Below are 16,028 nucleotides of genomic sequence, written 5' to 3'. Positions count from 1 at the left end.
ACATTCAGAAACCGATCGTTCTCCCGAATAGAAATATAGTTGGTATTTTCTACCAGCCTGTTTATGTTTTTATGCTCAATCATTACCCCTTTAGGCTTTCCTGTAGTTCCACTGGTATAGATTACATAAGCAAGGTTGTTGACTGTAACTTTTGTGAAAGGATTTGTTTTGTTATTGTTTTCGTTGATTTCCTGCTGTATTATAGGATTATCCAAGGCAAAAATGTTGACTTTCTTATCTCTCAGGCAACTAAGAAGATGAGCGCTATGTTCTTCATTACAGATCACAATATCAGCATTGGTATCTTCCAGCATATGAATTATTCTGTCTGAAGGATATGACGGATCTACGGGAACATATGCCGCCCCTGTTTTTAGTACAGCAAGGAGGGCTATCAGCATATTTTCGGACCTATCTATGCATAAAGGAATCAAATCATCAGGTTGAATATCATACTGTTTCAGCAGATAATTAGCCAGACTGTTGGCTTTTTCATTAAGCTCTCTGTAGGAAAGTTCCGTTCCCTGAAATACTAAGGCAATATGATCCGGATTTTTTTCAACCTGATGTTCAAACAAGCCATGAATGGTCATCTCTGACTGGCTTGCTCTATATTTATCGTTCCATTCTTCTGCAATTTCTTTCTTCAGATCTTCCGGGATGAATTTTAATCCTGAAAGCTCAATATCCTGCTGCCCATCATACATGGCTATCTGACCAAGTAAAAACAGATAAGTATTCATCATACTATTGGCCGTCTCTTTTGAAAAGATAGATTTAGCATAATTAAACATTCCCCGGATTGTATCTCCGCCATCATCGATCATGGTAGTGAGGTCGAATTTAGCTACCTGATACTCTACTTTGCCATCAAAAGGATAGAATAAGGATTCTTCATCATCTGCAGACAAAATGTCTCCAAAGTTCTGAAGTCCAAACATAACCTGAAATAAAGGATGTCTGGAAGAATCATGCTCTATACCAAGCTCATCAACCAATTTTTCAAATGGAAGATCCTGATGCGACTGGGCATCAGTTATCGATTTTGATACCTCCAGAATGAAGTCTTTCAGATTCTGCTGTGGATCTATTTTTTCCCTCAAAGCAAGCATATTCACAAAGAAGCCGATCACATCTTCGAGACCTGCATGGTGACGGTTAGCAATCGGGCTGCCTACCACAATATCATCCTGCCCCGAATAAGCGGATAACATCAGGTAATATCCACTCAGCATCACACTGTATAAACTTACCCCAAGGTTTTTAGAAAGGGTTCTCAGTCCATTTGCCTGATCTGTATCCAGATCAAAGTATAAATTCTCTCCTTCATAAGATATCTGAACCGGTCTATGAAAATCTATAGGTAGCTCAAGGTTCTGGAAGTCATCCAATCTATTTTTCCAGTAGCTGATCTGCTTGTCAAGACGTTCTCCCGTAAGGTAATCACGCTGCCATAGCGCAAAGTCTTTATATTGAATCTTTAAGGACGGCAGCTCCGGTATCTCTTTTCCGGTTAGCTTCTCATAAACTGTAGTAATCTCGTTCAGGAAAATATCTGTAGACCAACCATCAAAGGCGATGTGATGGATGACAACGGATAAGTAGTAATGCCTTTCAAACCTGAAAAAATGGACATCTACAGGGATTTCTTCATTCAGACGGAAGATTTTGCCTGCCCGCTTATTGATATATTCTTCTAATTGTTCTCTGGTCTCTGCTTCCGTCATTCTGAATTCCGGAATACTATCAATAACCAACTGATAGCCAATACCATCCCCTGTAGTTCTGATGATAGAACGCAATATTTCATGCCGTCTTATTACCGATTCTAACGCCTTTTGAAAAAGTTCCAACTGTATATTTTCATTCAGTTTCAGGGTTACCGGCACATTATACGCACTGCTTCCCCCTTCATAAGACTCTATAAACCAAAGCCTTTCCTGTGCAAATGACAATCGTTGTTCCTCCTCGGAATTCACCTGTACCGGAGCAATATGTATTTCTTCTTCAGCAGTGATCCCACTGCTCAGAATACCTGCAAGAGAAGCAATTGTTTTATGATTAAATACCATAGAAACATTTACCTGAATATCCAGAACCTGTCTGATCTTACCGATAAGTTTGATCACCATGATACTGTTCCCGCCCAATCTGAAGAAATCATCATAGATACTTATATTACCTGCATCAATATTCAATACTTCTCCATAGATCGTACAAAGTTGTTGCTGAACTTCATTCTGCGGTGCAATATATTCTTTGTTGCCTGTAAATTCAGGTTCCGGTAAAGCTTTTCTGTCTAATTTACCATTGATTGTTAATGGTAAGGATATTAAATGAATGAAGATATTGGGTATCATATATTCCGGCAAAACTTCTGCAAGGTGATCTGATAAGAGATTTGAATCTATTACCGAATCGGAAACATAGTATCCCACAAGATATTTTAAGCCAGATTTATTTTCTTTTGCAAGAACTGCTGCCTGTTTTATTTCAGGATATTCCAAAAGTCTGTTTTCGATCTCACCCAATTCTATCCTGTAACCCCGGATTTTGACCTGGAGATCATTTCTGCCAATATATTCCAGTTCACCATTGGATAGCCAACGGACCAAATCTCCTGTTTTATATAAGCGTCCGTTCTCACCTCGTTTCTTCTGCTCTTCTGTCTGAAAGGGATTGGCTATGAATCGTTCTGCCGTAAGCTCTGCCCTATTGAGATAACCTCTGGCGATTCCCGCTCCACCGATATAAAGTTCTCCGACAGCTCCCATAGGAACCATAGACTGATGGGTATCAAGAACATATAAAGCCATATTGGACACAGGTCCACCAATATTTAATGGATTATAATCGTTTTTGTATTCATGAAAGGTAGCGCATACGGTTCCTTCAGTAGGACCATATTCATTGATAAGAATAAGATCTTCAATATTTTTATCCAGGGCCGGGAAACTTTCCCCACCGGCAAAGATCAACTTCAATGAGGAGCCCTGGTCAACGACCTCCCGCAATAAAACCGGCGGAATAAAGGAAACTTCAATATTGTTGTCTTTAATATATTCATTCAACTCTCCTACTGAAGTTCTGAGATCATTGCTATACAGCCATAAGGTATTTCCATTGCACAGAACCGGGAAAGCTTCATACACAAAGGCATCAAATACATAATTTGAGTAGCAGCCCACTTCCTGATAATCTTCAAGCCGGTGTGCTTTAATCATTGATTTAATGAGGTTTACCACTCCGTTATGTTCAATCATAACTCCTTTCGGCAAACCTGTCGTTCCGCTCGTATAAATAACATACGCCAGATTATTGGAGGTAACTCCGGTTGCAGGGTTATCTGATTCTACAGTTTCAAGGAAAGCTTTAAAAGCAACAGCATCCAGGGATATACATTCTACTCTTTCTATTTTATCTGCTGTACCTTCTTCTGTAAGCACTATTCCTGCTCCAGAATCTTCCAGAATATGACTTATTCTGTCTGCAGGATATGACGGATCCATCGGAACATAGGCTGCTCCGGCTTTTAATACTGCCAAAATAGCAATCACGATATTTTCGGAACGCTTAAGGCATAATGGAATCAGATCATCCGGCTGAAGGTTATAGGTTTCAAGGAGATAGTTGGCTAAACGGTTGGCCCTCTCATTCAACTCTTTATAGGATAATTTAACATCCTGATAAACCAGAGCAGTACGGTCTGGACTTATGGCTGCCTGAGCTTCAAACAATTCATGGATGGTTTTATCGGAAGGGAATTCATTCCGGGTATTATTCCATTCTTCTGTTATTTGTTTGTATTGTTTTTCTGAAAGATAAGACAGGTCACCCAATCTGATGTCAGGATTTTCAAGCAATTGGTTGAGTACTGTTTCCATTCCTTCGATCAGCTGCTTCATCATGGTCTCTTCAAATAAAAGCCCTTCATAATTTAGAATGAGTGAAACCTGGTCACCCCGCTCATAGGCAACTATTCCTAATGGATAATCCAGTTTTTCTACAGCATCTTTAAATACAAATCCCAACTCAACATGGCTATCTTTTCCTTTAGAAACAGGATAGTTCTCATAAACAAACAGACTGCTGAAGATCCGGCGTGCATCATGATGAAGTCCGGCAAGGCTTATATTAGAGTGTGTATTGAGTTCACTGATCATCTCCTGTAATGCTATGATCTGATCTGATATTTTTCCTTCTTTATGGGTAACTATCAAGGGTAAGGTATTGATATAAAGCCCTGCAGAAGATTCTATATTATCTATCGGCAAACTTCTTCCGGATACCGTAGTTCCTACAACAGTGTTGTCTGAGCCACTGTAAAGGCTCAACTGATTATGCCACAGATACTGAAGTACAGCATTGATGGTAAAGCCATGGTCTTTGGTATAGTTTTTTAAAGCATTATACTGCTCACCAGTGATCAGCAAGGTTACCTTCTGATGGTCTTTAATCTGACGATAATTTCCCAGATCAACATGCTTTTGAGAATCTTTGACAAGGCTGCCCAGATCTTCCTGATCTTCCAGCAACTTCATATAATGATCCCAGAAACGGCGTCCATTTTCTTTATGATCCTGGAGGTACTTTTGGGTATTGGCATAGGCATGGTCTACTGCTAACTCCGGCTTCTCATTTCTGGTGAGCGAAAAATAAGTATCATGGATACTGTTTAATATGATAGGCAAGCTCCACCCATCCTGTATGGAATGGTGGTTACTGAATAAGCAGCTGTACTGTTTTTCGTCCCGTTTGAACAGATATACTCTGAACAGGCTTCCTTTTGATAAATCATATCCTTCAAAGCGGTCTTTTTGGGTGATTTCCCGGATCTGTTCTTCCTGATCTCTCTGATCTAAAGTACTGATGTCTTCATAGCGCCAGTCTACATTTCCTGTTTTATCAATAACCTGAACAATCTCTCCGTTCCAATCAAACCGGAGGCGTAGTGACGGATATTGATACTGGGTAAGTTCCCATGATTGCTGAAGCTTCTGAACGTCTATGGCGCTGTGGTAATCCCACATCAACTGTACACGATAAGCATCATCAGTTTCACCTTGTTTTAATGCATGATATACAAAACCTTCCTGCAAGCTGTTGGCAAGATATACTCCTTCTATTTCACCCCGTTCCTGAATGTCAGATAACTGATCCTGACTGACAATATAATCTACATCAGATGGAGTAAGGTAGCTTCTGCTTTCTTCAGACAGATAGGTAATGTGTGCGTCTAAATGTTTTTTAAAGCTTTCCGATAAAAATCTGATATGATCTCCTGACAAATAGCCTGAAATTTCGAAGCGAAGCTGTCCGTTGGTCACAGCTCCGTTGATACTGATCAGATGACTGTCTTTATTAGAAATCCCAATTCCTGAGCCACTGTCTTCAGCTGCAATAAACCAATTTTTATCTATTCCTGTTTCCTGATCCAGCTGGCCTAGGTAATTGAAGGCAATTCCTGGCAATGAACGTTGTGTATAGCCAATAAGGCTTCCATAACCAATACCATTGTTTGGAATGTATCTTAATGATTCTTTTGTCAAAACAACAGTATCTCTGATGTCTTTTTCTGTTTTCAACAATAACGGATACATGGAAGTAAACCAACCTACCGTTCCGATAATATCAAGATTGCGGAATATTTCTTCCCTACCATGTCCTTCCAGCAATATGGCATGATGCTGCTCTCCGGTAAGATCTGTGAGAGCAGAGGATAAGGCAGATAATAATACATCATTGATCTGGGTTCTATAAACATGATGACTTCCTCTAATCAAGGTTTCTGTCATTTCTTTATCCAGTATCAGACTGCTATGATGATAGTCTTCAGTAATCACAGTGCTCAGAACACCGTTGTTTTCTTCCACTTTATCTGCGATATTGTTCCAGTAAGCACGTTCTTTTTCTCTGGAATCCTGATGTTCAGATTGATAGTTTTGTATAGCATTTACCCATTGACGGTAGCTGCTTCCTTTCTGAGAAGCTTTAAACTCATCTCCCTGTTCAAGAGTTTGGTAAATGTTCTTCAGATCTTCAGTAATGATCCGCCAGCTTACTGCATCAATGATCAGATGGTGCAGGGCAAAATAAATCCTCGCACTGCCATCCTGATAACCGTCAATATATCCAATCTGGTATAAAGGTCCCGTTTCTATATCAAAATGAGACTGCCATTCTGTAAAGATTCTGGATAAATCATCTTTACTCAGCCCGGAAGCATCAAGGTAGTTGACCTTTACTGTCGGAATTCCATCATAGTGCTGCGTATACCCTTTCTCAGTTTTTTTGTACTGAAGCCTGAAGGCATCATGTCTTTCTATTAAATGGTATACGGATTTCTCTAAAATTCCTTTCTGAAGCTCAGGAACATGGATCAGGAATGCCTGGTTCCAGTGATTGAAACCTGGTAAATAACCTTCTGCTTTCTGATTAAAGAACCAATCCTGAATAGGGAGTAATGGTACTTCTCCTTGCAGTAATCCTTGCTCAGATATATTTACTTCTGTTTCTTCGTTTTCTCCTTTTTCTTCTATTAAAAGGGACAATAAAGCGATGGTTCTGGAGCTGAAGATCTCTTTAACGCTTAGTCTTATACCTAATTGCTGTCGGATTCTTCCTACCAGCTGAATGCTGATAATACTATCTCCTCCAAGTCTGAAGAAGTCATCATAGATACCAATATTTTCTGCATCAATTCCTAAAACATCTCCATAAATAGCACAGAGTTTCTGATGAAGTTCTGTTTCCGGCGCAACATATTCTTTACTACCTGTGAACTCCGGTTCCGGCAGGGCTCTTCGGTCCAGCTTTCCATTGATCGTTAACGGCAAGGATATTAAATGTACAAAAGCGCCTGGGATCATATATTCCGGTAAAGCTTCTGAAAGGTATTCCGATAGTTGGATTGAGTCTATCTTTGAATCAGAAACATAGTATGCTGCAAGGTATGGTAAGCCGGATTTATTTTCTTTGGCTAGTACCGCGACCTGTTTTATTGCAGGATATTCCAGCAGTCTGTTTTCTATCTCTCCCAGCTCTATCCTGTATCCTCTTATTTTTACCTGAAAATCATTTCTTCCAATATATTCCAATGCTCCGGAAGGTAACCAACGCACCAGATCTCCTGTTTTATAAAGTCTGTTATTGTGACCCAGCTTCTTCTGATCCTCTGTCTGGAAAGGATTACTGATGAAGCGTTCTTTTGTCAGATCTCGCCTGTTCAGATAGCCTCTGGCAATCCCGGCCCCACCTATATACAGCTCGCCTACAGCTCCTATTGGAACCGGACGATGGTAACCATCTAAAACATAAACGGTCATATTACCGATCGGGCCACCAATATTGATGGGATTATGGTCTTCATTATAATGATGAAGTGTAGCACATACCGTACTTTCCGTAGGGCCATATGCATTGATGACATCTATTCCGTATTCTTCGTATACCGCCATTACCTGTGGGTTGGTAATATCTCCGGCTACGACAAGCTGTTCTAACGGAAGAATATGTTCCCGGGTCAAAAGTACCGGCGGAATCGTCGCTATACTGATTTTATTTTCCCAGATGTATTGTTGTAAAGAAGAAAGATCAGTCTGAGTTTCTTTATCCAACAGATAAATACTTTGTCCATAAGTAATAACAGGATACAATTCCGCAACGTGGGCATCAAACACATAATTGGCATACCACAACGCATTTTTGTGCTGAGAAGCATCAGGTTCTTCGGAGGTAAATCCATATTCTTTAGCATGTTGCTGTATCAGGTTGATTACTCCTTTATGCTCTACCAGTACTCCTTTGGGAAGACCTGTGGTTCCACTGGTATAGATCACATAGGCAAGGTTCTCAGAGGTAACTTTTGTAACCGGATTGTCTGATTTTGTAGTTTCAAGAAGTGCTTTAAAAGCAACCTCATCTAAAGAAATTTTATCTAAAGCTGAATTCTGCAGTTTTTCTATGGTACTTTCCTTACCGATTACCAATCTTGCACGGGTATCCTGAAGGATATGTTCTATTCTTTCTGCAGGATAGGACGGGTCCATCGGTACATATGCTGCACCGGATTTTAATACCGCTAAAATAGCAATCAGCATATGTTCGGAACGATCCAGGCATAATGGAACCAGCTCTTCCGGTTGAAGGGAATAAGTCTGGATCAGATAGTTCGCCAACTGGTTAGCCCGATCATTTAATTCTCTGTAAGACAACCTAATATCCCGATATACCAAAGCGGTCTGATCCGGTGTTTTTTCAACCTGATCTTCAAATAATCTATGAATGGTCTTATCTGATGGATATGCTGATTCGGTAAGGTTCCAGTTTTCTGTAATCTCTTTCTGACTGTATTCATCCAGAAGACTAAAGTTACTGATTTTAAAAACTTTGGATTCTTCCATCCCTATATTCGCAATCTGTTCCAAAAGCAATACATAGGTATTCTTCATCCTCAAAACAGTCTCTTTATTGAAGAGAGACACTGCATAGTTGAATATTCCTGTAATAACTTCCTGCCCATCATCAATCATTGTCGTCAGATCAAACTTAGCCGCATGATAGTCTATTTCCCCATCAAAAGGAGAAAATATAGATTGTTCACTGCTCATTTCTCTTCCAAAACTCTGAAGGCCAAACATCACCTGAAATACCGGATGACGGGACATATCCTGCTCTACTTCAAGCTCCTCGACCAGTTTTTCAAAAGGAAGATCCTGATGGGACTGAGCTTCTGTTACTGAATCCGATATCTGTACAATGAAATCTTTAAGGTTCTGATCACCATTCGTATTTCCTCTCAGCGCCAATGTATTGACAAAGAAACCGATAATATCCTCAAGACCTGCATAGTGACGATTGGCAATCGGGCTTCCTACCACAATATCATCCTGTCCCGAATACGCTGATAACATGAGATAATATCCGCCAAGCATCACGCTGTATAAGCCAACTCCAAGCTCTCTGGAAATTCTTCTCAATCCTGAGGCTACATCGGGAGAAAGACTGAAATAGATTGCAGCTCCCTCATAAGAAATTTGAGCAGGACGTTTGAAATCCAGTGGTAGATTCAGTGATTCAAAGCCCTCCAACACATTCTTCCAATAGCCAATCTGTTTTTTAAGAGTTTCTCCGGTTAGATAATTTCTCTGCCATAAAGCAAAATCTTTGTATTGAATTTTGAGTTCCGGAAGCTGGTGTGCTTCACCTTTCATTAAACTTTCGTAAACAGACTGTACTTCTTTCAGAAATAGATCTATCGACCAACCATCAAAAGCAATATGATGAACAACAACAGACAGATAGCTCTGTTCTTTCAGCTTAAATATGTTTATCTCTATAGGAAGTTCATCTTCCAAACGGAAAACCTTATTGGCACAGCTGTTTATTAAATTTTCAAGCTCTTCTCTTGTTTCTGCTTCTACCATGTTCAATTTCGGAATAAGATCTGTAACAAGCTGATAACCTATTCCTTTTTCGGAAGAATGAATTACGGAACGAAGCACCTCATGACGCATGATTACCGTTTCCAGTGATTGCTGAAGTAGCTCCAGCTCTATATCCTTTTTCAGGATGAATGCCATTGGAACGTTATAGGCATTGCTTCCGCCTTCATACGCTTCAATAAACCAGAGCCTTTCTTGGGCAAAAGATAAGCGCTGCTCCTCTGGCGAAGAAACTTCCACAGGAACAATACTGATATTCTCACCACCTTCAGTTTCAGTTTCCAGAAAAGAAGACAAAGAGGCTATCGTTTTATGGCTAAATACGGATGCCACCTGGACATGCAGATCGAGCTGATTCTTGATTTTACTGATCAGCTTTATAGCCATGATGCTGTTTCCACCCAGTCTGAAAAAATCATCATGGATACTGATAGATTCCGGATCAAGCCCCAATATTTCTCCATAGACCTGAGACAGATTTTTCTGCAATTCATTTTCAGGGGCAGTATATTCACTGATCCCGGTAAATTCCGGTTCCGGTAAGGCTTTTCTGTCCAGTTTTCCATTGACAGTCAACGGAAGATTTTCAAGATGCACATATACATTCGGAATCATGTATTCAGGTAAAGCCTCTGCCAGGAATGCCGAAAGCTCTTGTTCCTCTATTACAGTATCAGATACATAATACCCGGCAAGGAAAGCCATACCGGCTTTATTTTCTTTGAGAAGTACTACAGACTGTCTCACCTGAGGATATTCCTGTAACCTGTTCTCTATCTCTCCCAATTCAATTCTATAGCCCCGGATTTTAACCTGAAAATCGTTACGTCCGAGATATTCGATATTTCCATCCTGAAGCCATCGGACAAGATCACCTGTTTTGTACAGCCTTCCATTTTTTCCATTGATCTTCTGTATTTCCGTTTGGAAAGGATTCAAAAGAAAACGCTCCGAAGTCAGTTCCGGCCTGTTCAGATATCCTCGTGCAATCCCATCGCCTCCTATATAGAGCTCACCGATAGCGCTCACAGGAACCGGACGAAGACTGGAATCCAGCACATAAGCGGAATCATTGCCTACAGGATGTCCTATCAGATGAACATCTCCTTGTTTTACCTGCTTGAAAGTCGCATAGATAGTAGCTTCAGTAGGCCCGTAAAGATTATACAGAGTGGTATATTCTGACCAGTATTTTCCGGTTTCGTAATCGCATGGTTCTCCTGCATACAATAACCCTTTCAGTGAAGGATAATCGATTCTTGGTAATACAGATAACATGACTGGCGGCAGATAGGCATAGGCAATTTCGTTAGATAACAGATATCGGCTGATGGAATCCGCATCTTTTTTAATAGCTTCATCCAGCAGGTGTAACTCGTTCCCATATAATAGCGTGTTGAAAAACTCAGACACGGAAACATCAAATGCATAAGAGGTATAAGCTGTTATTTTTTCTCCTTTACTGAATCCATAAGCTTCCCTTACCTGGGTCACGACATTGATCACATTGTGGTGTTCTATCATCACTCCTTTAGGCATTCCCGTAGTTCCACTGGTATAGATCACATAGGCCAGATTATCTGATCCTGCTTCGGTAGCAGGATTATCAGAAGCTGTTTTTTCAAGGACTGTTTTGAATGCAATATCATCTAAGGATATGACCTCTATATTTTCTACCGCTTCTATCTTATGTAATAAACTTTCTTCTGAAAGGACTACTTTCGCAGCAGTATCATTAAGGATATGTCGGATCCTATCCGCAGGGTATGACGGATCCATAGGAACATAGGCTGCCCCAGCTTTTAATACCGCCAAAATGGCAATCAGCATATTTTCAGAACGTTCAAGGCATAGTGGAATCAGATCATCCGGCTGAGGCCTGTAGGTCTCTATCAGATAGTGGGCAATACGGTTGGCTCGCTCGTTTAATTCATGATAGGACAAGGTAATATCCTGGTATACCAATGCCGTATGGTGCGGCGTTTTTTCAACCTGCTCTTCAAACAGCTTATGGATGGTTTGCCCTTCGGAATAAGGGAGCCCCATGATATTCCAGTCTTCTGTTACGTTTTTATAGGTCGGGTCTGAGATGAGACTCAGACTCCCTATTGATCTGCTTACTTCTTGTTCATCTCTGCTGCCCACAAGCTGTTCTAAAAACAGCAGATAGGTTTCTTTCATCCTTGTAATGGTCTCTCTGTTGAAAAGAGATACAGCATAGTTGAATATGCCTTTAAGTGTTTCCCCATTGTCATAGATCATCATCATCAGATCAAATTTTGCTGCCTGATAATCTATGTTTCCGTCAAAAGGATGAAGTACCACATCATGATGATCAGAAGAATTAGCTTCATCAAAACTATGAAGTCCAAACATTACCTGAAAAATCGGATGTCTTGAAGTATCCTGCTCCACTCCCAGCTCTTCAACCAGTTTTTCAAAAGGCAGGTCCTGATAGGATTGCGCTTCTATGATCGATTGGGATACCTGCAGAATAAAGTCTTTTATATTTTGTTCCGGATTTATTTTCTCCCTTAATGCCAGGGTATTCGCAAAAAAGCCAATCATATTTTCAAGCCCCACATGATGACGGTTGGCCACGGGACTTCCTACGATGATATCGTCCTGACCTGAGTAAGCAGACAACATAAGATAGTATCCACTTAGGATTACACTGTATAAGCTTACTTCCAGATCTTTAGAAAGTTCCTTCAGTTTTGAAACAAGATCGGAAGATAAATCAAAATATTCGGTTGCTCCCGCATAGGAAACATGTGCCGGCCTTTTGAAATCCAGAGGGATATTCAATGTCTGAAATCCTTCAAGTTTATTTTTCCAATATATTTTCTGTTGATCCAGCCTTTCACCTGTAAGATAGCTTCTCTGCCATAAAGCAAAGTCCTTATATTGAGCTTTCAAAACAGGTAATTCCGGAGTTTTTTCTTCTTCAAAAGCATTATAAATACTGCTCAGTTCCTTTACAAAGATTTCTGAAGACCACCCATCAAATGCGATGTGATGGATAACAACTGACAGATAATATTCATTTTTCAGCTTTAAAATTTTCCCTTCTACCGGAAGCTCTTTCTCCAGATGAAAAACTTTATTGGCCATGCGGTTGATCACCTTGTCAAGCTCTTCTCTCGTAAACACTTCTCTCATATGAAGCTCAGATTTTTGTTCAGTAACTTCCTGGTATCCCACACCGTCATCCGTTGTACGGATAATACTGCGCAGTATTTCATGACGCTGCATTAATAATTGAAAGGATTTTTCAAGAATATTGATCTGAACATGCTTACCCAACCTGAAAACCATCGGAATATTATATGCACTGCTCCCCCCTTCATAAGATTCTATAAACCAAAGTCTTTCCTGAGCAAATGATAATCTGTACTCTTCAGGAGCATTGACTTTTGCCGGGGTAAGACCGATCTCTTCTTCAAGGGTGCTTTCTGGTAAAACATTCACCAAAGAGGCAATCGTTTTATGGTTAAATACCATGGATACATTGACAGGAAATCCTAATTCCTGTTTGATTTTACTGATCAGCTTAATGGCCATGATACTGTTTCCGCCTAATCTGAAGAAGTCATCATGAATGCTGATGTAAGCAGAATCAAGTCCCAATATTTCACCATAAATCCTGGCAAGTCTTTCCTGCAGCTCATTTTCAGGTGCCACATATTCCCTGTTTATCTTAATCTCAGGTTCAGGTAGCTGCTTTCTATCTAATTTACCGTTAATAGTAAGCGGCAATGCTTTTAAATGAACAAAAGCGGTAGGTATCATATACTCCGGCAAGGTTTCGGATAAAAACGTTGTGAGTTTCTCTTCATTTTGTTCGGTATCGGATACATAATATCCGACAAGGTATTTCATGCCTGCGGCATTGTCTTTGGCCAGAACTACCGCTTGTTTTATACCGGGATAATGTACCAGTCTGTTTTCGATCTCTTCCAGCTCGATACGATATCCTCTTATTTTTACCTGAAAGTCATTACGCCCGATGTATTCGATATTTCCATCTCCCAGCCAACGGACAAGATCTCCGGTTTTGTAGAGTCTCTCATTTATTTTTTCATTCTTCTGCTCTTCCGTTTGGAAAGAGTTATATATAAACCGCTCTGCTGTAAGATCAGGTCTGTTCAGATAGCCTCTGGCAATATTGTTTCCTCCAACGTAAAGCTCTCCAATAGCTCCTACAGGTACAGGGATGAGGTTTCCATCCAGTATATAAGCTGTGGTATTTCCAATCGGGCGTCCGATCAGATGTACATCTCCGTGTTTTACCTGTTTGTAAGCCACATAGATCGTAGCCTCCGTAGGTCCATAGAGATTATAAAGAACCATATGCTCTGACCAATATTTTCCAGTCTCATGATCGCACGGTTCTCCTGCATACAGCAGCCCTTTCAGAGAGGGATATTCTATCCGTGGTAAAACGGAAAGCATTACCGGCGGCAAATAGCTGTAAGCAATCTCATTGGACAGCAGATATTGGCTGATAGAATCTGCGTCTTTCTTGGTAACCTCATCCAGTATATGAAGCTCATTGCCATACAGCAAAGCATTGAAAAATTCTGATACCGATACATCAAACACATAAGATGTATAAGCCGTCATTTTTTCTCCCTCACTAAAACCATAAGCCTCTCTAACCTGATCTACGGCATTCACTACGTTTCTGTGTTCTATCATGACACCTTTGGGAAGCCCTGTGGTTCCGCTGGTATAGATCACATACGCAAGATTCTCAGGACTTACTCCTGTCACAGGATTTTCTCCATCCTGCATTTTGAGGACATTTTGAAAAGAAGTATCATCTAAAGAAATAGCATTTATCTCTTTATCTTGTAATAAATTTATCGTTTTTTCCTGCGCCAGGACAATTTTTGCTCCGGTATCCCTGAGAATATGCTCAATCCTGTCTGCAGGATAAGATGGATCCATAGGAACATAGGCTGCTCCTGCTTTTAATACTCCCAGAATGGCAATAACCATATATTCGGAACGCTCCAGGCATAATGGCACCAGATCATCCGGCTGAAGATGATAATTGCTGATGAGATAGTGAGCCAGACGATTTGATCTCTCGTTCAGTTCCTGATAAGAAAGCCTTGTATTCAGATATACCAGCGCAGTCTGCTCCGGCGTTTTAACGACCTGCTCTTCAAAGAGCTCATGAATGCTTTTTTTCAAATGATCAGGAGCCATTCTGGAATTCCAATCATGAACTATGGTCTGATAGGTATGATGATCAATCAGTTTATAATCGGCTATTAAACGATCTGTAGATCCTGCCAAAAGATCTTCAAGGATATTGATAAATAGTTGTTTAAATAGCTCTGTAAAATTGGAGACCAGCTCATAATCAAGCTCATCGTTGTTGCTCTTGATCCTATAGTTGAGCTGTTCATTTCTTATTTCCTGTTCAAAAGCCAGTTTCCCGATCAGATCTACATTAAGGGCTTTATTAATGACTACTTCATCCACTCCTTCGTATTGAATGGGTCCGTCTTTAAGATTGGTCTGGACAAATGCCAATTCAAATATATTCAATTCCGGAGCATAGCGAATAATCTCCCCTATAGGGAGGTATTTTGCTTTACTGGACTTGGATTCATTAATGTATTCTATACCATCATTTATAAGATCCTCGAGTGTGGTTTCCGCAGTAAATCTATAGTCTTTTAGAATCGTATTGATATGGGCTCCAAAAATAAAAGCCTGCCCTTCTTTAATTCCAATAGGATAATTAAGTGCTAAATTATTGACTCCCGAAAGCCTGTGTAATAAAATCGCAAATACCAATTGCCCAAAACTATAGGGTGAAAGTTGATACCCTTTATCCAGTTGTTTTAGTTTTTGAAAAACTACCTTTGAAAAAGTAAACCGAAACTCAGCGATAGGAAGAATATCAGAGCTCTTCTGATCATCTTTGTATGAAAATTGGGAAGCTTTTAAAAAACTCAGATCTGTATTTTCTATTTCCCTAAGGTGCTTTTCCCAGAAATGACGCATTTCTGATCCTTTTTCTTCCAGAATACCACTGAAGTAATGATTCAGTTTTTCATGTAAATTTTTCTGTTCCTGCAGATCGATTTTATTTTTGTGACCGGGATCATTATAATAAAGCCCCAGCTCTATTGCCATTTCATCAAGGCTCAATCCGTCCAAAAGAATATGAGGTAATATATAGACAATCCTGTAGCTCTCTTCATCCAGCTTGATCACATAAAATCTAGCCAGAAAATCATTTTCCAGATCAAAGGGTTGTAAAGCGAGCTTTACAATTTCTTCAGGATTTGTTTCATGAGAAATACCCGTTAAAATCTGAGCACTTTCAGACAATTGCGGTCTCCGTTTCCAGTACAGATTTTCTGGTTCACCTGCCACATTACAATTGAGCAACAGATTATTGTTAACAAATCTTACTAAGCTTGAATTCAGTCTCTCAATATCTATTGAGCCGGACATAGTTTGATCAAAAGTGATATTATAATCGCTTCTGGAAGGATTCAGCATCCATTCGTTATAAAAAATTGATTGATATGGAGTGAGCTTCATAAAAAATGTTTCCAT

Annotated in this window: 1 protein-coding gene (only partly in view); it reads right to left on the bottom strand. The window is 40.0% G+C overall.

Annotation, left to right across the window (positions count from 1 at the left end):
• Window positions 1-16,028: part of a non-ribosomal peptide synthetase coding region (locus AC4IF5_RS16855; protein WP_490736513.1), annotated on the bottom strand (this coding region is incomplete at its 3' end). 11,085 nt of the annotated region lie to the left of the window's left edge; the window shows 16,028 of its 27,113 annotated nt.

It is taken from the genome of Chryseobacterium sp. UF-290 (genome assembly GCF_058245615.1).
This window is presented reverse-complemented; position numbering and strand designations above follow the sequence as displayed.